Source organism: Flavobacterium sp. 1, from assembly GCF_002797935.1.
Lineage (GTDB): Bacteria > Bacteroidota > Bacteroidia > Flavobacteriales > Flavobacteriaceae > Flavobacterium.
Map to the genome: position 1 here is coordinate 4,189,226 of NZ_PGER01000001.1, position 22,744 is coordinate 4,211,969.

The window sequence follows — 22,744 nt, forward strand, 5'->3', positions numbered from 1 at the left end:
ATTTGTTTATTAAAAAAAAAATCAAATTTTGAAAATAAAAGAAGCATTACATACTGGTTTTAAATCACTTGGTTTTGACCAAGAAGTAAATGAATGCCTTTTTTTATGTGAAGAAAAAAATGAAGTAGATGATTTAGATTTAAAATTTAATATAGAAACAGCCAGAAAATTTGATGCAGATGCTGTTTTTTTTAGAAAAGAATTAGAACATTTCAAGCCTCAAATTTACATTTATGATTTTACTGGAAAATTGTTTACTGAAACGGAAATACAATTAACAGAAATCCATAAAAAGGTTTGGAGTAGTGGAAATGTTCCTTTGGTTTGTGTTTTCTATGATACTGAAATAAAAATACTCAACTGTACTACACCTATAAAAAACGATAAACCAGAATATCTTCAAACTATTGAGTTGGTTAATACTGCTGAAGGTTTGTATGATAAACAGTTTGCTATTAGAATAAAAACAGGAACTTTTTGGGAAGAAGAAGAAAACAAAAAAAAATTTAGTTTTAGTAAATCTTCTTATGAAATACTTATTAAATGGATAAAAGAACTTAAAAAATCTTTATTCGTTCAATTTCAGACAAGAGAAAATGAAAGAGTAATTAATAAAATTATTATTCAATCCATTTTAATAAAATATCTAGAAGAAAAAAGAGATCACAAAGGGAAAAATCCATTTCCTAAAAAATATTTTTCAAGTAGTAATAAGATAAATACTTATACAGATATATTGCAAAATGGTAATTTACTTGTAGATTTATTAGAAAAACTACATAAAGATTTAAATGGTAATTTATTTGATTGGACCATTGAAGAAAAAGGAATTTTAAAAACAATTAATTTAGAACCTTTAGCTGATGCTTTGAAGGGTTATAAAAACCCAAATAATCCGAAACAGCTAGTAATAGAATTAGAGTATATAAGATATTACGAATTTAATTTCGTGCCAGTTGAATTAATTAGTCGTTTATACGAGGAATTTTTAGCTGGTCAAGATGATCAAAAAACCCAAAAACAAAAAAAGCAAAAAGAGGGAATTTATTACACACCATCACATCTAGCAAAAATGCTTGTTGATGAGGCAATGCCATTAAAAAAAGATTTAAAAAACTTTGAAATAAGTACTTATAAAGTTTTAGATCCTTCCTGCGGATCGGGAATTTTTTTGGTATTAGCATTTAAGAGGTTAGTGCAATGGTGGAAAATTCAGCAGTGGGAAAAGACAAAAGATTTTACAATAAAACCAGACTTAGAAGATTTAAAAAACCTTTTAAGATGTGTTTATGGTGTTGATAAAGAAGAACAAGCAACAAAATTGAGTACATTTAGTTTGTGCCTGGCTCTTTGTGATGAACTTTCACCGATGCAAATTATATCAGATTTAAGATTTGATGATTTGACACAAACAAACATTTTATATTCGGATTTTTTTATTGACGAATTGGAGACACCTATAGATGTAAAAAATAAAACGGAATATAATAAACAGGCACAAAATTTTTCAAAAATAAAAGCTCTTTCATTTGATTTAGTTATTGGTAACCCACCATTTAAGAGAAGTGGAAATAAAAAAGACACTAAAAAATATTGGCAATGGGATATAAACGGAAAGACTATTGCAATACCTTCGAAGCAAATTGCATTAAAATTTTTAGTTAAATCAATAGTTTCTTTGAAAGAAAATGGAACCCAATGCTTAATATTAAAATCGTCTGGATTTTTATACAATAGTACTTCAGATTTTTTTAAAAGAGAATTTCTGTCGAATTATAACGTTAATAAAATTTTGGACTTTACTGCATTGGCAAGAAATTCTAGTCTGTGGGAAAATGGAGCGGATGTAGATACTTTAGCGGTTTTCACTCAAAAGATTCAACCAAAATATGATATAAATATTTTACATATTACTTTTAGAAGAACTAAGGCTATTAAAGATAGGATTTTATTTGAAATAGACGATTACGATAAGCATTATATTAATCGTTTTGATGCTATTAATAATCAATATATTTGGAAAAATAATTTATTGGGTGGTGGAAGAATAAATGTAATTGTTGATAAATTAACTAAATTAACTAAACTAAATAAGTTTTTAGAAGACAATAGAATAATCCCATTTGAAGGGGAAGGAGGGGCTAAAAGTATTCCAAACAATGCTTTTGAATTTAATAAGATAGACGAAAGCCTTTTGCCAAATGGATATTTTCAATCTTTTAAAAACACTTTAGTTGAAAAATTTAACCCACCAATTTTATTGATAAAAGAAAATCTCGAATTACCAATTTCATGTTCAACTAATAGAACAATTCCTTTTAATAATGAAGTTGTAGGTTTTCAGGTGCCTGATAATGGGATTTTAATGCAAATGGTTTTTTATTTAGAAACTTTTAAAAAATATTTAAAATTTTATTTAATTACAACTAGTGGAAAAACATTAGTTTATAAAAACACCGCTATAAAAATGGAAGATATTTTAAATTTTCCATTTGATGGTGAAATTAAAAATTATTTGAATTCAATTGATGAAAAAATTATTGATGATGTTGTTTCGTTTAATCAATTTTTTTTAAGAAATGGAGAGAATTCTAAAACAGTAAAACAAATAGAAAAGAATGATTTTAAAAATATTCTTTGTAATTATGGCAAAGAATTCTCAACTGTTTTAAATGAGGTTTATGAGCAGGATAATAATAAATTCAGATTAAGTGAAGTACTAGAGTTAGAAAATTTACCATATACTATTACAGTTTTTAGATATGACGATTTAAACGAAGATCCAAATTTTAATATTAAAATTGAGGATTTAGACATTAAAAACCTTACTATTAATGAAATTTCATCTTCATTGACCATAACTAGAATTGTAAAAATTTATGAAGAAAATACTATAATTTTTATAAAACCGAATCAATACAGATATTGGCTTTCTTCGATTGCATATAGAGATGCAGATAAATGTTTTATAGATTTAATAAAAGCTGGATATTAAATGGAAAATAAGAATCTATTTTCGTCAGCCGAAGGGAAGTTTTCGTTTAAAAAACTTACAGCAAAGGATAAAATTATTAAATCAATTTTTGAAACGTATGAACCTTTTTTAAGAGTTTTAAAAACACATAAAAATAAAAATTTAAAAAACGAAAAGCAATTAACTCAGGAATTTACCATTCAAAACCATACTCAATTATTGAAATACTCAACTTCGATAAGAATTCATAATGAGTATTCTGATAATTTTTACGGAACTAAAGGTATTCCAGATTTTGCTTTTTTGCCATTAATTGAAGGAGAATCACACGAACCGTTATTTATAGTTGAAGCAAAAATTCTCCCAACTCCAAAGCCTAGTAAAGAAAGGGAAGCAACAGAATATGTGTTTTACAAACAAGTTAAAAAACAAGGAGGGATTGAGCGATTTAAAAAGGAAAAACACGGAAAAGGTCTTTCAGAATGCGGAATGTTAGCATTTATAAAAAATGAAAACTATCAATATTGGTTTTCTGAAATTAATAATTGGATTGATGAAATTTCTTTAGAAAAGAATACTTTATGGAATAAAAATGAAAGACTTTTAAATCAAAATTTAGAATTTAATTATCATATTTCTGAAGTTAAAAGAGAAAAAGACACTTTAAAGCTACACCATTTTTGGCTTATTGTTGACTAAAACTGAACCAATACATTGGGGTGATGTTGATAGAAAAGAGAATAGAGTTGAACTCAGTAATATAAATTTTAAAATAAATTAAAATTTCAAATTCCAATCCAAACTCTCTTGGATTGGGATTTTTGTTTGAGTAAAAAACTACAAATAGTAAAAAGCTACGTATTTTTACTTATTTATAAATAATTATGAATATCTAAAAAGCACAGACTCTAAGTAGATGAAATGATAATTAGCATCATTTTTTCGGGTTCATTTATAAAAAATGCATAAAAAAAGACTCTTTTTTTGAGCTGATTGTATAGCTGATTGGCTTTTGTCAATTATCATTTATTATGAAAAAGCCATACATTTACTTCTAATAAAGACAGTTACAGTATAATTTTTACTGGTTTTATCATTTAACCAAGATTTGTTCATTGAACAAAATGTCTCGTTCACCGTTCGCGTGAGGGATAGGAGAAAGCTACCGAAGTAGCCCGGATAGCCCGACCCTATTGAGAAAAGGGGCTGTGTAAGCGGTGCTATAAGTAATCCCTTTTTCTCAACAGGGTCACGCTCAGAAGATGAATGGAACAATTGGTTTTCGAGATTTTAAACACTTAAAACGCAAACAATAATTAACTACAGATGAAAGAGAGTCAAGTCATTTGCAACAGTTGTAGTAATGAAAATTGTTTTATCAAAAAGCATATTCATTTGCCCAACATGCAAAGTTATATAGAGAAGAAACACAGTTTTACCTGCAAGAAGGCACAGCAGTTCATTATTGAGGGTGCGCCTATTCAAGGGCTATACTTTGTGCAAAAAGGGAAAGTGAAAACGGTGAAAACAGGAATCAACGGCAGGGAACAAATTGTTCGGTTTACAACGAATGGGGACACTGTTGGTTTCAGGGGTTTTGGGACGAGCAATCGGTATTTGATAGGGGCCTATGCGCTGGAGGATACGGTTTTGTGCAATTTTAACAACGAAGTGATGATGGACATTTTAAAAAATGTTCCTGAATTCACTTATGATATGATGCTTTTTTATGCCGAGGAATTAAACAAAAGCGAGAACAACATTCGGAAAATTGCTCACATGAATGTGAGGGAGCGCGTGATCGATACCTTATTATATATACACAGAAAATTTGGCCAGACCAATGATCTGATTAATATTGATTTGTCTCGAAAAGAAATCGCGGATTTTGCAGGCACAACTGAGGAGCAGGTAACCCGAGTGATTTCGAGCTTAAAGAGAGAGGCATTAATTAAAACCGTTGGAAAGAAAATAGGATTGGAACAAATTAATAAAATGAAATCCGAAATAATGGAACATAAGTACATCTAAGTATTCCTATTATTCAATTTTGATTTAAAAAGACCTTTTTCGGGTCTTTTTTTTATGGAAATAAGTCTCCTTCTTGATTTTTTTCAAAAAATAGTTTTAGGGCTATTTACTAATTACGTATTAATTCTAAAAACTAAGTGTTGAAAAATATCAACAAATACAGAGGTTAAGAAATAATTATTGCGTAAACGCAGTTTTTAAATTGCTATTTGAATTTTTATAGCTGTGTAAAAAAGTTGTTTTGTACTGTGAAAAGTAAATACGTAAGTATAAATACGTATATATCTTTGCTTCATACTAATTAAAACATATTCATTATGCAAAAGATTACAACCACAATCCAAAAAATAAAAGCATTAAAAGAAGGCAAAAATTCAAAGTCTATTTTATTAGGTTTGGCCATAACATTGTTTGGTTCATCAGTAGCTAACGCACAGTTAACTGCAACAGGACAGTTCAGACCAAGAACAGAATTCAGAGACGGGTACAGCACTTTGCAGGCAAAGGATGCCGAGACTGCGGTATTTACTTCACAAAGAACAAGATTGAACGTTGGGTTTACAGGATACAGATTTAAATTTTTTGTAGCCGTTCAGGATGTTCGTGTTTGGGGACAGGATGCTTCAACAATCAACAGAACGACTACGGCAGAAAATAACGGAGTTCAATTGCACGAAGCTTGGGGTGAAATTATGTTGAATGACACAGTAAGCAACATTCAAAATCTATCTTTAAAAATAGGACGTCAGGAGATTTCGTATGATGATCAAAAGGTTATTGGAGGTCTTGATTGGTTACAGCAAGCGCGTTACCATGATGCGATTGTCTTGAAATATTTTAACAAAGGATGGACAGCTGATTTTGGAGCCGCATTTAATCAAAACAAAGAACTATTAGCTGGAACAATTTATAATGGTGTTCCGCCTGCAACAGCTGGTTATACTGCAGGAACCAACGGTTTAGGAACTAATTACAAATCACTTGAATATGCGTATTTGGCCAAAAAGTTTTTCTTTGGTGACATTTCGTTTCTGTTCTTAAGCGATAATTTCAACAAATATACTAATGTGACTGCAGGAACTCCGCCAGTGGTGACCAAAGTGAATGAGCAAGGAATTTGGACCCGTAACACTACCGGTTTCTACTATAATGTGAATGCAACTCGAAAATTGAAATTCGAAGGAAGCGTGTATCATCAATTTGGACATGACAAAAACGGTCGCAGTTTGAGCAGTAATTTGGCTTCGATTACAACGACTTTGCAAGTAGGAAGAAAATTATTTGTAGGACCTGGAGTTGATTATTTGTCAGGAAACGACGGAACAAAAGCTGTTACAGCGACATCGGAGAACAATCAATTTGATCCGCTTTATGGAACGCCTCACAAATTTTGGGGATCTATGGATTACTTCTATGCCTCAAGCGGTTTTGGTGCACAAGGTTTGTTAAACTACTTTTTGAAAGCCAAATACAATCTAAAAGACAATTTAATTCTTTTTGCTGATTTACACGGATTTGAATCTGCAAACAGTTTATCAAACGGAGCTGGAGGAAAACAAACCAGTTACTTAGGAACTGAATTGGATTTGAAATTATCTTATAGTCTTACTAAAATGGTCAATATAGAAGGCGGGTATTCTATAATGAAAGCTACTAATTCTATGGCATCGGCACAAGTGAAAAATGTTGCTAATGCGAACCTAACGCCACAATGGGCTTATGTGATGGTGAATATTAAACCAAATTTTTTGAACAAAAAATAATTGATGCGAATCTTTAAAAACTAATAAAATGATACAAGCTAAAAAACATATAAATGCACTTTTTACGGCCTCGATGTTGATAGTGTGCGTGGTTTTGTTCTCTTCTTTCAAAACAAATCCAAAACCGCCTGTTGCAAATGATCCAGTTAAATTAGGCTTCATTCCCTTAACCGATTGTTCGCCAATTGTAATGGCCAAAGAATTGGGTTTATTTAAAAAATATGGAGTTGAGGTTATAGTAACCAAAGAAACTTCTTGGGCAAATGTCCGCGACAAAATCTTAACAGGAGAATTGGACGGAGCTCATTGCCTTTACACGATGCCTTTTTCAGTATACACAGGAGTAGGTGGAAAAGCGGGTTCTGAAATGAAAATAGCAATGATGCTGAACGTAAACGGACAGGCAATTACTTTATCTAATGATTTTTGCGGTAAAGTAGGTTTCAAACAAATGAATAAAGTAACACCTGTTGTGGCTGCAAAACTGAAAGCTGAAAAAGAAGTGACTTTTGCAATGACTTTCCCTGGAGGAACTCATGATTTATGGTTGAGAAACTGGATGTCATTGGCCGGCTTGAATCAAAAAGCGGTAAAAATTATCACGATTCCGCCTCCGCAAATGGTTGCCAACATGAAAGTGGGCAATATGGATGGATATTGTGTAGGTGAACCTTGGGGCGGTGTAGCCGTAAAACAGGGAATTGGTTTTACACAAATCGCTTCACAGGATATTTGGAAAGACCACCCAGAAAAAGCGTTGGTTGTCAACAAAGAGTTTAGTGAATCACGCCGCGAAGATCTAAAAAAAGTAATGAAAGCGATTTTGGAAGCCTGTATTTGGCTTGACAACCCTGCCAACCGCAAAAAAGCTGCCTCTATCATCGGGAAAGCGCCTTATGTAAACGCTCCTGCCGATGTTATTGAATCGAGATTAATGGGTGATTATAACTTAGGCTGTAACCAGGGAACAGAAGTATACAGTAACAATTATATGCTTTTTTACAAAGGCGGAACGGTAAATTACCCTCGTAAATCCTACGGAATTTGGGCAATGGCACAATTTGTACGATTTGGATATTTGAAAGAAGAACCAAATTATCAAGCGATTGCCGATAAATTAATTCTTCAGGATTTATACGAAGAAGTGGCGAAAAGCATGAAGATTAAAATCCCTACAGATGATATGAAACCGTTCTCGCTTACAATGGACAAAACGGTGTTCAACCCTGCAAATCCATCAGCTTATTTAAAAGTGGTAAAAAGATAAATTAAAAAAAGATGTTCTCAATTAACCCCCAGTTTTCCCTCTTGGTTTGAGGGAAAACAAAGGTTAGAGATTTATAAATACCAAATTAATATCAAATTTCAGCATTATGTCAAATTCAACTACAGCAACAATCGAACAAGACGAGGTAGCAGGAAGCTATTCTCTTCTTAACACTTTTGGTAAAGTAATTAAGAAAAAAAGCCTTAAAAAAGCGTCACGTTATATTATGGAAAAAGCAAAATCAATTGTGTTTGCTTGTATTGGATTGACGATTTTTTGCGGATTTTGGAGTGTATTAAGTTTTTATACCAAAGAAGCGCTTCCAGGGCCAACGGCTACTTTAAAAGTATTATATGAAATGTTGAGCGATCCGTTTTATGATTACGGACCAAACGATAAAGGAATCGGACTGCAGTTGTTTGTTTCCATCAAAACCGTTTTGACCGGATTTTTATTGGGTTCTTTATTTGCAATTCCTTTTGGAATCTTGATAGGGGCAAGTTCTTTTTTCAAAAAAATATTTTATCCTATCGTACAGTTTTTAAAACCGGTTTCGCCTTTGGCTTGGTTTCCTATTGGCTTGGTTGTTTTTAAAGATACAGGTTTAGCAACTATATTTATTGTGTTTATTACTTCTTTGTGGTCTACATTAATCAATACTTCTTTTGGGGTGAGCACCATTCCGCAGGATCATAAAAATGTAGCGAAGGCTTTTGGTTTTTCAAAATGGAGGTATTTGACCAAAGTTGTTTTTCCATACACATTACCGCACATTATTACAGGATTACGTTTGAGTATCAGTGTTGCTTGGTTGGTTATCGTTGCCGGCGAAATGTTATCTGGCGGTGCAGGAATCGGATTTTTTGTTTGGGACAGCTGGAATGCATTGAGCTTAGAAAAAGTGATTTCGGCCATTATCATCATTGGATTTGTGGGAATTATTTTTGACGGATTTTTTACAATGATTGAAAACAAGGTATCGTATAAAGGGTAGGAAAGTTGCTAAGAAGCTGAGTTTCTAAGATTTTAGCAACTCCACAACTCAGGAACTTAAAAAACAGAAGGCTGATTTTTAGCCCCGATAGCAGTAAAAATCCTTGTTTGCCGGGGTTCGGCAAACAAGATTGCAACGGAGAGCGGGACGAAATGTCTTAAAAAATAAATACTTCTGCTCCCAAAAAAACTTTGAAACTTAGAATCTCAGAAACTTAAAAACTAAAAAAGATGGGCTATTTAGAAATAAAAGATTTAGAAATCTCTTTTCCAACTCCAAAAGGGAAATATATTGCAGTAAAAGACATTAACCTTTCTATCAAAAAAGGGGAAATAATATCCATCATCGGACATTCGGGCTGCGGAAAATCGACGATTATGAACGCGATAGGAGGGATGCTGACTCCAACGGGAGGATCAGTAGTATTGGACAATAAAAACATAAAAGGCCCGGGCCCGGACCGTGGCATTGTTTTTCAAAACTATTCATTACTGCCTTGGCTGACGGTGGAAAACAATATTTTCCAAGCGGTAGATTCGGTTATGGATTGTTCCAAAGCCGAGAAACACGAAATTGTGATTAAAAATCTTAAAATGGTGAATTTGTTCCAACACAAAGATAAATTGCCGGGACAGCTTTCGGGCGGGATGAAACAAAGAGTAGCTATTGCGAGAGCTTTTGCCATCAACCCTGGTGTTTTATTGCTGGATGAACCATTTGGAGCATTAGATGCTTTAACAAAAGGATCTATGCAGCTCGAAGTTTTAAAACTGTGGAATCTGGATAATAGAGAAAAAACGATTATAATGATTACGCACGATATTGAAGAAGCATTGTTTTTGTCAGACCGAATTGTGGTTTTGCATAACGGTCCTGCTTCGACCATTAGAGAAATTGTAACGGTAAATTTACCAAGACCAAGAAATAAAATTGAAATCGTAAAAACCCCTGAATATATTGAATTGAGAGATCATTTATTACATCTCTTGACTGATCATTTCTCAATCGAAGATATGGGTGTAAAATATAAAAATTAGTTAATTTTGTTTGCCCTAAAAAGGTCTTTTTAGTATTGAAAAGACCTTTTTTAAAATAAAAAATTCCAAACTCCATATATAATATCGGAATTTGGAATTTTTATATTTGAAAGAATTTCTAATAAAATTTATTCTTTAGTTTCTTCTTTTTTGTCAGCTGGCTGATCTTCTTTGGCTGCGTTTTTAAATTCTTTAATACCGCTTCCTAAACCTTTCATTAATTCTGGAATTTTTTTACCTCCAAAAAGCAATAAAAGAACTCCAATAATCAAAAGTATTTCTGTAACTCCTAATCTTCCCATGATTGAATAATTTATGCCGTAGCAAATTTGTAATTATATAATGGACAAAGGTATATAGAATAAATTTATGAGCATTGCTTTTGAACTTTTTTTTGTTTGAGATAGCGTTAAATATTTTATAAAATTACAGTGTTTGTAATACAACTACTTATAATAGGCTAGTGTTGACAACGCTTTTAATTATTATATTTGTGACATAAATACACATCATGCCTAAAAATCGGTTAAAAAGGAAAAAATTTTGGGACAGATTATTAATCAAAAACAGATTAATAATTTTGAACGAGAACACTTTTGAGGAAATTTTTTCTTTTAAATTGAACATAATGAGCGTTTTTGTTACGCTTACATTAGGAGCTATCTTTCTGATTTCGGCGACAACAATATTGATTGCTTTTACTCCATTGCGAGAACTTATCCCAGGCTATTCCTCTTCGGAGCTAAAAAAAAATGCTACCGTTTTAGCATTAAAATCTGATTCGCTTTCTATAGCCTTGAAGAAAAACGAAGCCTATATAAAATCAATTCAAAAAGTGCTGAACGGCGAATTAGAATATGCCAAATTCAGCAAAGATTCCATACTTTCGGCTACTGATGAAGCAAGGGAACCAGTAGATTTGTCTCCTTCTGAAAACGAAACTGAATTGAGAAAAAGAGTGAACGAGGAAGAAAAATTGGATTCTGAATCTCGAAAAGGTAATTCCAAGCACCATAAAAAATAATTAAATTTTAAAAATAATACCCAAAAGAATGTCGATAAAATCGCTTGCAGCAAGATTGTTTGCACAAAGAATATACAAAAAGACACAGGCTTGGGCCAATTCTCCGATAGAAACCCAAAAAGCTGTTTTCCAAAATTTAATACAGGCTGCAAAAGAAACGCAATTTGGAAAGGATCATCATTTTGATCAAATAAAAACTTTCGAAGATTTTTCAAAACAGGTTCCTATTCGCGATTACGAAGCTTTAAAACCGTATGTGGACAGAGTTGTGAAAGGCGAAGAAAATATACTTTGGAAAGGCAAACCATTGTATTTTGCCAAAACTTCTGGGACAACTTCGGGAGCTAAATACATTCCGCTGACCAAGGAATCGATGCCGTTTCATATTGAAGCAGCCCGAAATGCTATTTTACATTATATACACGAAACTAAAAATGCCGATTTTGTAAACGGAAAAATGATTTTCCTGCAGGGAAGCCCTATTCTGGAAGAAAAATATGGAATAAAATTGGGACGATTATCTGGGATTGTGGCGCATTTTGTTCCAAAATATTTGCAAAAAAATCGACTGCCTTCCTGGGAAACCAACTGCATCGAAGATTGGGAAACCAAAGTGAACGCTATTGTAGACGAAACGATAAACGAAGATATGACCGTGATTTCGGGAATTCCGTCTTGGGTGCAGATGTATTTTGAAAAACTGCAGCAAAGAAACGGTAAATCTGTGGGGGACATTTTCAAAAATTTCAATTTGTTTATTTACGGAGGTGTTAATTATGAACCTTACAGAGCTAAATTCGAAAATTTAATTGGCAGAAAAGTTGATAGCATCGAATTATTTCCAGCATCCGAAGGTTTTTTTGCCTATCAGGATTCCCAAAAAGAAAAGGGAATGTTACTGTTGCTGAATTCTGGAATCTTTTACGAATTTATAAAAAGCGAAGAGTTTTTCACCGAAAACCCAAAACGATATACGATTGGAGAAGTGGAGTTAGGCGTGAACTATGTTTTGATTATTTCGACCAATGCAGGACTTTGGGGTTATAATATTGGAGACACGGTTCAGTTTACTTCATTGAAGCCTTATCGTGTTATTGTTTCAGGTCGAATCAAGCATTATATCTCGGCTTTTGGAGAGCACGTAATTGGCAAGGAAGTCGAATGCGCTTTGCAGGAAGCAATGGAAGGAACATCTGTAAGTGTAAATGAATTTACGGTGGCACCACAAATCACGCCTGCCGACGGATTGCCGTATCACGAATGGTTTATCGAATTTGAGAACGAACCAGAGGACAGCAATACTTTTGCGGAAGCGCTGGACAATGCGATGCGTAAACAAAACATTTACTACGATGATTTGATCGTGGGTCATGTTTTGAAAAAACTGGTTGTGACGAAAGTGGCAAAAAATGGTTTTCAAGAATACATGAAATCAATTGGAAAATTGGGAGGACAAAATAAAATTCCGAGATTATCGAATGACAGGAGTATTGTGGATTTATTGGCTTTATAAAAAAGCGAATAAATTAAAACACCTAATTTTTTTGTTGTAACGGAAAAATTAGGTGTTTTTGATTTAAAAAGGGAAGTAAGCCATGTTGAATGATTTTTAGTAAGAAATTGAAATAGTTACATTTCTATAGTATTAATGAAAAGAACAAAATCCTTACATTTGAGGGTTATAAAGAATATAAGAATGAAAGACACCAAAAATATATCCAGATCCAGAGCGCATGAATCATCAGCGGCAATTGAAAAAATGTACATTACGATGCGTCATCTTTTTAATAGAGGTTTCTACAAACCGATGGGAGTTTCAGGAGACACGTTGAGAGAAGCTTTATTGGCTCTAAGACCCGAAATTTATGGAAACATTGCTGAAGAAAAAGTAGAATTAAACGGTCTTTTATATGTAATAGAACGTCTTCCGATAGGAATTGAAGAGTGTCGTTTTATTAATTTGACATCGGATGAGGGTTATTCCAAATCCCATTTTAAAGCTATTGTACCGCCAAAAAGACGCCGCAATTGTTATCGCATTGATGAGGAACAGATGAATGTGGAAATTACCAGAGGAAGATCGGACATTTACGATATTCTGACGCATTTAACATTCATCTTTATTGAATCCCATAAAATCAAAAATAGAGTTTTACAGGATGAAATTGGAGAAGTTTCCCGTGATTGGGTTAAGCTGGAAATAGCGGTTTCTCAAACCAAAAAATTGACTTTGGTCGAAAAGGAAAAAGCGATTTCTCATGCCGCCAACATTCTAGGAAGAACATTTGAGGAGGTTTTGAATATTTATGATGATTTTGGAACAGACACAGCTCCTGACCGCTTTTTGCACGTGATTTATTGGCTTGGAAAATTGGCAATTGAAGAAGTTGCGGATAATCAAAAAAGAACGATTACTTTTAGTCCTGTTTTGAGAGAACGTTTGGGACATCACATTCACGGTGAAATTTGGGCCAACAACATCAAGGAAGTCTTGAAAGACAATCAATTGCTAGAGAGACCCATTCATGTGATTAGTGCGAATATGCACTCGGTGATGAATTCTATTTTTGCAACACCGCTTTTAAAATCGAAATTCAAAGACAAATCTGATTTCTTTATTTATGAAGAATTGAGCAAGTCTGGTGCGAATGAAGTTCGTAGCCAAGTGGAATCATTAGCATTGAAACAGGGAATGATTACTTTACCCGATACTTCTGGAACTAATATAGACGTTCAAATTTTTGATACAGCCAAAATAGATTGGTCAAAAACAGCTTTTCCAAAGGCAAATTTAGCAGAAAAAAAACCGGTGATTATTGTTATGGATTATGCTTTTGGAGAGCAAGCCTATGAAACAATCGATGAGCTGTTAAGACCTTATAAAAAAGATACGCTGCTTAGGGTAGAATCAGTTTCTATTATGGGCAAGGCAGGAATTCTGGAAGGCGGAAAGGGAGATATCATGATTCCGAATGCACATATCAATGAAGGAACGGCGGATAATTATTTCTTCGAAAATGAATTAATTCCAGAAATGTTTGAAGGCAATGACATCGCAATTTATGCAGGACCAATGGTTACCGTTCTTGGAACCTCATTGCAGAACAAAGATTTATTAAAGTTCTTTCATGAATCGACTTGGGGAGTTATTGGACTTGAAATGGAAGGATCTTATTATCAAAAAGCCATTCAGGCGGCATCCAAAATCAGAAAAAGCGTGCCACATGATATCAAAGTCAGATATGCGTATTATGCTTCGGATAATCCATTAGAAACTGGAAGTACTTTGGCTTCTGGCGGACTAGGTACAACAGGTGTAAAACCAACTTATTTGATTACGATTAAAATATTAGAACAGATTTTCAATATAAAATAAAAAGGCAGCATGAGTGTACCAAAAGGAAATAATTTGGAGAATCCAGAAATTGATTTACTAACGGTTTTTAGTAAAATTGGTGATTTCTTCGAATGGATTAATACTTTGTTGTTTAAAGCAATTCGTTTTTTAGTGAAAAATGTAATTGTTGTGGTTGCATTAGTCGTTGTTGGAGTTGGAGTTGGTTATTTTTTGGAAAAAGCATATCCTCGCTTTGAACAAAAAATAATTGTAGGGCCAAATTTTAAATCGACGGATTATTTATATTCTAAAATTAATTTTTTGGAGGATAAAATTGCTTTAAAAGACACCTTGTTTTTAAAATCTATTGGAATTCAAAATCCGTCGGGTATAGTTTCGATTGCTATTGAGCCTATTGTGGATGTTTATAATTTGATGAATAAGGATGGCAAAAATTTAGACTTGCTAGAATTGATGGCACAAAATGGAGACATAAAATCCATTGTTAAGGAAACAACGACGAGTAAAAATTATGCACTTCATACTATTATTATAAATACGGCTGCCGTTGTTTCTTCCCAAAATTGCATTGAACCTCTTTTGAAATATTTAAACACAAGTGCTTATTATGAGGCTTATAAAAAAATTAATTTAGAAAATATTCAAAACAAAATAAAAAGAAAGGAAGCTACTATTGTTCAAATAGATGGGATTTTAAACCAGTTTTCAGAACCTTATGGGAATCATGCAAATAATGAAAAACTTATTTACTATAATGAGAATTTAAATTTAGACGGGATTATTAAAACCAAAGATTCCTTGTCTGCTCAAATAGGGACATTAAAAATAGAGCAATACAATACCGATAAGATAATTAAAGAAAAAGGGATTGTTTTAAACCTAAAAGATCATAAAACGATAAAAAGAAAATTGATCTTTATTTTACCATTACTTTTTATTGGCGTTTTTGTTTTCTTTAGTTTTTTCAATTCTTTTTATAAAAAACAATCTTTGAAAGCGAAAACAAATCTGCAGTAAAGAAGAAGTTCATTGTAAAAAGGTGGAATGTATATTATGGGGAGAGAGAATCAAATATGTTAAAAAAAATTCAGGATCGACTGATGCAAATCAACAAAAATTCCTTTGTTCAGCAAAGTTTAATCACTTTAATTCTGAGGGTTTTTGGTGTGATACTATTATTTGGTTTCACAATATTTCTGACCAAGACGTATTCGCCAAAAATTGTTGGACAGTATGATTTTGCTCGTTCTTTTCTATTGGCAGCCAGCAGTATTTGTCTTTTGGGTTTTGATCAGTCTATTTTATATTTTAAAGGGAGATTATCAGGTCAGAATGCTTTTGACCAATTAAAAAGCATTTACATCAAAATGGTTTGGATGCTGTTCGTAACTTCTTTGATCGCATTAATAAGTATCTTTTTGATTAATGAAAAAACAATAAACAATTACTTTTCTGATCAGGAAGTTTATTCGATATTTTTAAAAGCTGCAGCAACCGTATTTTTCTATGGAATATCAATTTTAAACACAGAAGTTTTTAGAGCGTTAGATAAATTATATGTAGCCGAATTGTTTCGGAATGTTATCAAATATATTCCGTTAATTATTGGTGCAATAGTCTTGTTTTATTGGCATGAAGAAAGTTATTTGGTGGATGTTTTTTTGGTTGGGTATGTTTTGCTGTCATTAATCAGTACTATTTTGGTTTACTATTATTTTAGGAATACAGCCAAAATTATAATAGCAGAAAACATTTCGTATCAAGAAGTATTTTTAAAATCATATCCAATTGCCATCAGCGGTATGGCAATATTTTTATTGATGTGCTTTGATATTATGTTTTTGAAGAAGTATCGAAATACGGAAACGGTTGCTTTTTATTCTATAGGAGTTAAATTAATGACAATTGTTTCGGTAATAGTTTTAACGATAAACATTACGGTGTCTGCAAAAATAGCAGCATTTTTTGCGAATCAAAAAATGATAGAATTAAGCAAAGCGGTTAGAAATAGTGTTCGATTAATCTTTGGAATAACATTTCCTGTAATAGTGCTGATGTGTATCTTTTCAGAATATATTTTGTCATTTTTTGGGACTCAGTATATCGTAGCCAAAGAAGCTTTTTTGATTTTGATTATCGGTCAGGGAATTTGTTCTGCATTTGGAACGGCTCCAGTTTATCTAAATATGACAGGAAGGTCACATATATTTCAGGTTGTTTTAATTACTGCGGTGATTATTAATTTTGTTTTGAACCGTTTTTTAATTCCAATTTACGGAATGACTGGAGCGGCTATTGCATTTGTTTTGAGTTCTTTTTTCTGGAACTTTGTTTCGGCAATTATTATTTATCGAAAAGATAAAATAACCGTTTTTTTGCATTAAGCAAAATTATAGACCAATATGAAAACCCTAATTAAAAGAAGCCCATTTGCATTTTTACTTCTTGTGGCAGTCAATTTATTTGTTGCGGTTTTTTCATTTTATATTTTGCCGAAAAAGTTTTTTTATGATGCTACGATTATTGCTTTAGACAAAGGCAATGAAATAGGTTTTATTGGAAGTTATCCGCTTACTATTTTGTTTTATAAAATAACAGGTTTACGGTATTTGCCTTACCCAATAATTGGATTGATTCAATTTCCAATTCTAATGTTTGTGCTGCATAAAATAGGAATTCCGAACAACTTCGAGAAATTAAACATAAAAAACGGGATTGTTTATTTGGGAATTTTTATGACGGCTATTTTTATGTCGATGCCCTCCAAGGAATTTATTACCTATTTATTTATTTCTTTAATTGTTTTCTTATTTCTAAAGGGAAAGAATTCTTTTCGGAAAGCTCTTTTTGCTATATTTTTTTTATTAGCTGTTTTTGGAATTTTTTATCGGCCTTACTTTTTTTTGATTCCAATTATTGCGGTAGGGATGTATGGAGCAATTTTAATCAATTTTAAGAATATGACTTTAGCTGCTATTTTTTATGGATTATTGACAGCCATATTTTTATCATTGATTTATGGAATTATCGAAGGGCAATATTTTTCACAAGTTAGCAGAGAAGTGGTAAATAATGTAAGAATAGGATCTGCAGATGCTAATTCAATGATTATGCCACCAATAAAACCAGACACCTGGTATGGCGAAACTATAGGTATATTTTATGGTTTTTTCTCCGTAAATCTACCGGTTAATGGATTCAAGCATATTTTATCACCTCAGATTTTAGTTTTCATAATCTGGCAACTTTTTTTGTTTTACATTCTTCTGGTACGATTTTCAAGATGTATTAAATCAAGAACGGAACATAAAAATGAACTTTGGGCTTTAGTTATTTTGTTTGCTTTTTTTATAGTTCAAGGTGTTTTCGAACCCGATTTAGGGTCGGCCGTTCGACATAAAATAGGTGTTTTTCCTCTAATTTATTATGCATTATACTATGATCATTTCAGAAAAAAATTTCAATAAAATATTCAATGGTTTTTTAGTTGTATTGGCTATTACCATGATTTTTAGAAAACCATGCACGCTGTTGATTATAGTGTTTGCCGTCTTTAATTTGCTTTTTATAAAAAAAACGAATTATACTAAGCAATCTCTAATTTTAATAGCGCTTATTACCTCTCCTTTGCTAATAGAAATTGTAATGTTTTGGAATAATGACTCTTTTTTAAAAGGGCTAAAATCATTAGAAAAATACAGTTCTCTCCTTGTTTTCTCTTTATTTATTTTAGGAAATTATCAGAGAGTCAGTTTTTTTAAAATCCTTCGGTTTTATAGTATTGCGACAACGATTATATTATTTTTTTTCTTTTTCAGATTTGTCGTTTATTATCCGGAGTTAATGAATAAATACCTAAGCGGAATCGATTTATGGGAAATGGGGTATGCTTTTTCCAATAGTATTGGGATTCATGCACCGGCATTGAATATGCATTTGGCTTTTGTTTCGATCTGCAGTCTTTATTTTGTTTTTGAAGGATTTAGAGAAAGTGGACAAAAGATATTCAGATGGATTAATTGTCTTGTGTTTGTGTTCTCTTTTTTCTTTGTTCTTTTTGTAAATACAAGAATGGCATTGTTCAATACACTGATTGGTTTTGTGTTGGTCTTTTTCACAGAAGTATTTCGAAAATATAACTATAAAAAAGTAGTAGGGTTTTTGGTTGTTTTGATTGTTGTATTAGGAACAGTGCTTTTCTTTTTTGTTCAAAAGAATCCTTATATGAAAGAGAAATATTCTACGGTTACCTTTGCTTATATAGATAAAGTAGGAAAGCTGGATGAGATTGAGAATCCCGAAGCAAAAGTATTTAACTCTTTGGTAACCCGCATTTCTATCTGGAAATCGACTTGGGAATTGTCTTTACAGCACCTTCCTTTTGGTGTTGGCGCTTCAGATGGGAAACCTGAATTAGTTAAGTATTTTAAACAGACGAACCAGCAATTTTTGGCCAAATATGAATTTCCTACCCACAATCAATTTTTGGATTATTTACTAAAATTTGGACTATTGGGACCAATTGTAGTTTTGCTTTATATTGGCACTATTGGCTATTTAGGAATCGATTTAAAAAACGCAATTGTGTTTTCTTTCTTTTTTCTTTTTTTTACTTCTAATCTTACCGATGATTTTTTGCTGCGTTTTGACGGGATTGCCTTCAGCGGATTGTGGATGTCTATTTTCGCAAGTTGTCGGATTCAAAAAAAGAGTGTTGATAAAGAGTTGACAGTGCTTTAAAATTTTTGTTTTTATCAAATAAAGCATAACATCTTTTTAATGCGTTATTACCAAAGTCAATTCGGATTTTCTCCTCTTTTAAGAGTTCAAAATAGCCATCAAGTTCTTCAATGGTGTCAAAAAGAAAACCAGTTTCATTTGGAACAACAATATCTTTATTGCCGATTATATTGGTTGCTAAAACTGGTTTTTTCAAGGCCATTGCCTCCAAAACCGCAATTGGCAGACCTTCCCAAACAGAAGTTTGAATGTAAATATCAATCGCATTGAGTTCTTTTAACACTTCAGTTCTATCCAAAGACCATCCTTTTATTCGAATATTTGGAGCAGTTAGCAAAGAATTTAATTCTCCATCACCAATCCAGACAAAATTAAAATCTGGAAACCGTAATGCAATTTGATTAAATAAACTTGGATTTTTTTGAAACGTGATACGTCCAACAATACCAATTGTCAGTTTTGCATTTTGATGGAATAATTGATGTAGCTGAATTTCCTCAATATTGATGCCGTTTCGTATTAAATACGATTTTCCTATTTTTTTTGCTATTTCATATTCAGTATCTCCGCAGGCAATGGTTACGCTGCCAAACAGTTTCGGAAAACTTTTTTCGATTAAGCAAAACAGCTTTTTGGACAAAGAAGAAATGTCTGTTCTCAGAAAAGAATATCCATGTGGCGTATAGAATATTTTTTTTCTTTCAAATAATAAAAAACAAGCAATTCTCCCCAAAACGCCAGCCTTGGAAGAATGTAGATGGATAATATCCGGGTTTAGTCTTTTAAGTTCTTTTCTTAACAGAAGTACCGCTTTGAAATCTTGAATAAGGGATATTTCCCGGATCATATCAATCCTTGTCAGTGATACTCCTTTTGAGAATTCGGATCCGATTTTTTCAGGATCAATTTCTTTGCGGATTCCGCTATAAATAATGGTTGTAGAAACGTCTTTTCTTACTTCATCTTCTCCAAAATAACCAGACAAATCTTTAAAATAAGTATAAACACCTCCTCCTAATGCTTCGATTACATGGACAACTTTCAAATTAACTATTTTTAATGCTATAAAAAAAGGCTAAAGTAGATAAAATATTTCTTATGTTTAATCAAAAAACAGAGGATTATTTATGAATCCTTAATACAGAAAATTAAAAGGTAAAATATTTTACTATATTTGCTTTTACTGCAAAATTTTTGAGGAAAGCAGTATATATAAACTATGAAAAGAATACTCATTACTGGAGCGGCAGGATTTTTAGGTTCTCATTTATGTGACCGTTTCATCAAAGAAGGTTATCATGTAATTGGAATGGATAATCTGATCACTGGAGACCTTAAAAACATTGAGCATTTGTTCAAATTGGAACATTTTGAATTTTATCATCATGATATTACCAAGTTTGTACATGTTCCAGGAAACTTAGATTATATTTTACATTTTGCTTCGCCAGCAAGTCCAATTGATTATTTGAAAATTCCGATTCAGACCTTAAAAGTAGGATCACTTGGAACACATAATCTTTTGGGTTTAGCAAGAGTAAAGAAAGCCAGAATTCTTATTGCTTCCACATCCGAGGTCTATGGAGATCCATTGGTTCATCCGCAAACAGAGGAATATTATGGAAACGTAAATACCATTGGACCAAGAGGAGTGTATGATGAAGCCAAGCGTTTTCAAGAATCGATTACCATGGCATACCATACTTTTCATGGTGTAGAAACTAGAATCGTTAGAATTTTTAACACGTATGGACCTAGAATGCGTCTGAATGACGGGCGTGTTATTCCCGCTTTTATAGGGCAGGCGATTCGAGGTGAGGATTTGACTATTTTTGGCGACGGAATGCAAACCCGTTCTTTTTGCTATGTAGATGATCAAGTGGAGGGAATTTTCAGATTATTACATTCGGATTATGTGTATCCTGTAAATATTGGAAATCCAGATGAAATTACAATCAAGGATTTTGCAGAAGAGATTATCAAATTGACTGGCACAAGCCAAAAAGTGGTTTATCATCCATTACCGATAAATGATCCTTTACAGCGCCAGCCGGATACAACCAAAGCAAAAGAATTATTAGGCTGGGAAGCTAAAGTAAATCGTGCCGAAGGAATGAAAATTACTTATGATTATTTCAAATCCTTATCCAAGGAAGAACTATCCAAGGAAGAACATAAGGATTTCTCTAAGTATATTAACTAGTGAAAGCCACCACCGGAATATATTCGGGTTATATTAGACCCTTTTCACGCATAATAGATTTGATTATTATCATTTTTTTTACTGCGTACTTTTCTGGTATGCCTGTTTTTCAAGATTATTATGCTTTTTTCATCAGCTGTGCTTGGTTTGTCATTGCGGCTAATTTAGGTTTCTACGAAGTCTATCGTTATACCAAAGTGATTGCAATTTTGAATTGTACTTTAAAGCAAGCTGCTATTTATACTGTTTGTTGTTTTGCCATCGCCTATTTTTATCACGAAAGATATAGTCTGATAGCGATATTACTTTTTACATCAGTATCGATAATAGTGATACTTGGATTTAAATTGTTTATTTATTTCTTTCTCCGAAAATTCAGAATTTTATTTGGCGGAAATTCCAGAAGAGTAGTTCTTATAGGAAAGCACGGAAGCGTAAAGCCTTTGAAATGTTTTTTCGAAGAAAATCCAGATTATGGATACAAATTGGTTGAGGCCTTTGATTTGAATTACCAAAAGACGGATTATTTCAAGACAATTTTTTCTTTTATTTTAGACAATAATATTGACGAAATTTACTGTTCTATGCATGATTTGTCCAGTAAACAAGTTGAAGAGTGCATTTTATTTGCTGACAATAATTTGAAAACACTTAAATTTATTCCTAGCAAAAAGCAATTACTGTCTTTAAATACTGTTTTTGAATATTATGATTATATTCCAGTAATTTCACAACGGAAAATTTCTCTTGATGATTCCCTTCACAAGGGAATCAAACGTGTTTTTGATATTGTTTTTTCATTAATAATCATATTAGGCATACTGTCGTGGTTAATTCCTATTTTGGGAATTATTATAAAACTTGATTCCAAAGGGCCGTTGTTTTTTGCGCAAAAAAGAAATGGTTTGAATAATAAGGAATTCATCTGTTTTAAATTTAGATCAATGGGAATAAATGAATTGGCACATGTTGACCAAGCGTCTAAAAACGACACTAGAATTACCAGAGTTGGTAAATTTATCCGCAAAACAAGTATTGATGAATTACCGCAATTTTTTAATGTTTTATTTGGAAATATGTCGGTAGTGGGGCCAAGACCGCATATGGTAAAACACACCAATATGTATGCAGAGCGGATAGATAAATTTATGGTGCGTCATTTAATAAAACCAGGTATAACAGGTTTGGCTCAGACTAAAGGTTTTCGAGGAGAAATTGAAACAGACAAAGACATTATCAATAGAGTGAGATATGATATTTTTTATATTGAAAAATGGTCTATATTGCTGGATCTTAAAATCATTTTCAATACTGTTTATAATGCTTTAAAAGGAGATCAAAAAGCTTATTAAA

General features: G+C 32.4%; 18 protein-coding genes. 16 read left to right on the forward strand and 2 right to left on the reverse strand.

Annotation, left to right across the window (positions count from 1 at the left end; genetic code table 11):
- The first annotated feature begins 28 nt into the window (after positions 1-28).
- From CLU83_RS16840 to CLU83_RS16870, 7 genes are all read left to right on the forward strand, one after another.
- A complete protein-coding gene (locus CLU83_RS16840; RefSeq protein ID WP_157802131.1) occupies positions 29-2,995 on the forward strand; it encodes an N-6 DNA methylase in 2,967 nt (988 codons plus the stop codon).
- Positions 2,996-3,673, forward strand: coding sequence for a hypothetical protein (locus CLU83_RS16845; RefSeq protein ID WP_100432680.1), 678 nt, complete (start codon positions 2,996-2,998; stop codon positions 3,671-3,673). It abuts the gene before it with no gap.
- A 627-nt stretch (positions 3,674-4,300) separates the two neighbouring features.
- Positions 4,301-5,005 (forward strand): Crp/Fnr family transcriptional regulator, encoded by a 705-nt coding sequence (locus tag CLU83_RS16850; protein WP_100432681.1) that lies wholly within the window; start codon positions 4,301-4,303, stop codon positions 5,003-5,005.
- Positions 5,006-5,322: 317 nt separating this feature from the next.
- Positions 5,323-6,768 carry an alginate export family protein gene (locus CLU83_RS16855; protein WP_100432682.1) on the forward strand — a complete coding sequence of 482 codons (1,446 nt, stop codon included), beginning with the start codon at positions 5,323-5,325 and terminating at the stop codon, positions 6,766-6,768.
- A gap of 28 nt (positions 6,769-6,796) precedes the next feature.
- Positions 6,797-8,035 carry a CmpA/NrtA family ABC transporter substrate-binding protein gene (locus CLU83_RS16860; RefSeq protein WP_100432683.1) on the forward strand — a complete coding sequence of 413 codons (1,239 nt, stop codon included), beginning with the start codon at positions 6,797-6,799 and terminating at the stop codon, positions 8,033-8,035.
- A 106-nt stretch (positions 8,036-8,141) separates the two neighbouring features.
- Positions 8,142-9,029 carry a nitrate ABC transporter permease gene (gene ntrB / locus CLU83_RS16865; protein WP_100432684.1) on the forward strand — a complete coding sequence of 296 codons (888 nt, stop codon included), beginning with the start codon at positions 8,142-8,144 and terminating at the stop codon, positions 9,027-9,029.
- Positions 9,030-9,259: 230 nt separating this feature from the next.
- On the forward strand, positions 9,260-10,066 hold the full coding sequence (locus CLU83_RS16870) for an ABC transporter ATP-binding protein (protein WP_100432685.1): 807 nt from the start codon (positions 9,260-9,262) through the stop codon (positions 10,064-10,066).
- Between the two features lie 128 nt (positions 10,067-10,194).
- Here CLU83_RS16870 and tatA read toward each other — a convergent pair whose 3' ends face one another.
- Positions 10,195-10,368: a twin-arginine translocase TatA/TatE family subunit gene (tatA, locus tag CLU83_RS16875; RefSeq protein WP_100432686.1), complete on the reverse strand. Its 174-nt coding sequence runs from the start codon at positions 10,366-10,368 to the stop codon at positions 10,195-10,197.
- Between the two features lie 326 nt (positions 10,369-10,694).
- Here tatA and CLU83_RS16880 point away from each other — a divergent pair, with 326 nt between their 5' ends.
- The 7 genes from CLU83_RS16880 to CLU83_RS16910 all read left to right on the forward strand — a co-directional run bounded on the left by CLU83_RS16880 (position 10,695) and on the right by CLU83_RS16910 (position 19,188).
- Positions 10,695-11,090 (forward strand): peptidase, encoded by a 396-nt coding sequence (locus CLU83_RS16880; RefSeq protein ID WP_369828779.1) that lies wholly within the window; start codon positions 10,695-10,697, stop codon positions 11,088-11,090.
- A 28-nt stretch (positions 11,091-11,118) separates the two neighbouring features.
- Positions 11,119-12,603 (forward strand): GH3 auxin-responsive promoter family protein, encoded by a 1,485-nt coding sequence (locus tag CLU83_RS16885; RefSeq protein ID WP_100432688.1) that lies wholly within the window; start codon positions 11,119-11,121, stop codon positions 12,601-12,603.
- 183 nt (positions 12,604-12,786) lie between these two features.
- Positions 12,787-14,466, forward strand: coding sequence for a hypothetical protein (locus tag CLU83_RS16890; RefSeq protein ID WP_100432689.1), 1,680 nt, complete (start codon positions 12,787-12,789; stop codon positions 14,464-14,466).
- A 9-nt stretch (positions 14,467-14,475) separates the two neighbouring features.
- Positions 14,476-15,465, forward strand: coding sequence for a hypothetical protein (locus tag CLU83_RS16895; protein ID WP_100432690.1), 990 nt, complete (start codon positions 14,476-14,478; stop codon positions 15,463-15,465).
- 56 nt (positions 15,466-15,521) lie between these two features.
- A complete protein-coding gene (locus CLU83_RS16900) occupies positions 15,522-16,832 on the forward strand; it encodes an MATE family efflux transporter (protein ID WP_100432691.1) in 1,311 nt (436 codons plus the stop codon).
- 18 nt (positions 16,833-16,850) lie between these two features.
- Positions 16,851-17,915 carry a hypothetical protein gene (locus CLU83_RS16905; RefSeq protein WP_100432692.1) on the forward strand — a complete coding sequence of 355 codons (1,065 nt, stop codon included), beginning with the start codon at positions 16,851-16,853 and terminating at the stop codon, positions 17,913-17,915.
- Between the two features lie 376 nt (positions 17,916-18,291).
- Complete coding sequence (locus CLU83_RS16910; protein ID WP_232727152.1) at positions 18,292-19,188, forward strand: O-antigen ligase; 897 nt, start codon at positions 18,292-18,294, stop codon at positions 19,186-19,188.
- On the opposite strand, the gene CLU83_RS16915 is transcribed toward CLU83_RS16910, so the two are convergent.
- Positions 19,127-20,233 (reverse strand): glycosyltransferase, encoded by a 1,107-nt coding sequence (locus CLU83_RS16915; protein ID WP_100432694.1) that lies wholly within the window; start codon positions 20,231-20,233, stop codon positions 19,127-19,129. The genes CLU83_RS16910 and CLU83_RS16915 overlap by 62 nt on opposite strands.
- Before the next feature lie 174 nt (positions 20,234-20,407).
- On the opposite strand from CLU83_RS16915, the gene CLU83_RS16920 reads away from it, so the two are divergent.
- On the forward strand, positions 20,408-21,391 hold the full coding sequence (locus CLU83_RS16920) for a UDP-glucuronic acid decarboxylase family protein (RefSeq protein WP_100432695.1): 984 nt from the start codon (positions 20,408-20,410) through the stop codon (positions 21,389-21,391).
- Entirely contained in the window at positions 21,391-22,743 is a 1,353-nt protein-coding gene (locus tag CLU83_RS16925; protein WP_100432696.1) for an exopolysaccharide biosynthesis polyprenyl glycosylphosphotransferase, read from the forward strand. The genes CLU83_RS16920 and CLU83_RS16925 overlap by 1 nt, the downstream gene beginning before the upstream one ends.
- The last annotated feature ends 1 nt before the right edge of the window (position 22,744 follow it).

Excerpts from the sequence above, each read along its gene's own strand:
- CLU83_RS16845 (WP_100432680.1), top strand. The coding sequence starts at position 2,996 with ATGGAAAATAAGAATCTATTTTCGTCAGCCGAAGGGAAGTTTTCGTTT.
- CLU83_RS16850 (WP_100432681.1), top strand. The coding sequence starts at position 4,301 with ATGAAAGAGAGTCAAGTCATTTGCAACAGTTGTAGTAATGAAAATTGT.
- CLU83_RS16855 (WP_100432682.1), top strand. The coding sequence starts at position 5,323 with ATGCAAAAGATTACAACCACAATCCAAAAAATAAAAGCATTAAAAGAA.
- CLU83_RS16860 (WP_100432683.1), top strand. The coding sequence starts at position 6,797 with ATGATACAAGCTAAAAAACATATAAATGCACTTTTTACGGCCTCGATG.
- ntrB (WP_100432684.1), top strand. The coding sequence starts at position 8,142 with ATGTCAAATTCAACTACAGCAACAATCGAACAAGACGAGGTAGCAGGA.
- CLU83_RS16870 (WP_100432685.1), top strand. The coding sequence starts at position 9,260 with ATGGGCTATTTAGAAATAAAAGATTTAGAAATCTCTTTTCCAACTCCA.
- tatA (WP_100432686.1), bottom strand. The coding sequence starts at position 10,368 with ATGGGAAGATTAGGAGTTACAGAAATACTTTTGATTATTGGAGTTCTT.
- CLU83_RS16880 (WP_369828779.1), top strand. The coding sequence starts at position 10,695 with ATGAGCGTTTTTGTTACGCTTACATTAGGAGCTATCTTTCTGATTTCG.
- CLU83_RS16885 (WP_100432688.1), top strand. The coding sequence starts at position 11,119 with ATGTCGATAAAATCGCTTGCAGCAAGATTGTTTGCACAAAGAATATAC.
- CLU83_RS16890 (WP_100432689.1), top strand. The coding sequence starts at position 12,787 with ATGAAAGACACCAAAAATATATCCAGATCCAGAGCGCATGAATCATCA.
- CLU83_RS16895 (WP_100432690.1), top strand. The coding sequence starts at position 14,476 with ATGAGTGTACCAAAAGGAAATAATTTGGAGAATCCAGAAATTGATTTA.
- CLU83_RS16900 (WP_100432691.1), top strand. The coding sequence starts at position 15,522 with ATGTTAAAAAAAATTCAGGATCGACTGATGCAAATCAACAAAAATTCC.
- CLU83_RS16905 (WP_100432692.1), top strand. The coding sequence starts at position 16,851 with ATGAAAACCCTAATTAAAAGAAGCCCATTTGCATTTTTACTTCTTGTG.
- CLU83_RS16910 (WP_232727152.1), top strand. The coding sequence starts at position 18,292 with ATGAATAAATACCTAAGCGGAATCGATTTATGGGAAATGGGGTATGCT.
- CLU83_RS16920 (WP_100432695.1), top strand. The coding sequence starts at position 20,408 with ATGAAAAGAATACTCATTACTGGAGCGGCAGGATTTTTAGGTTCTCAT.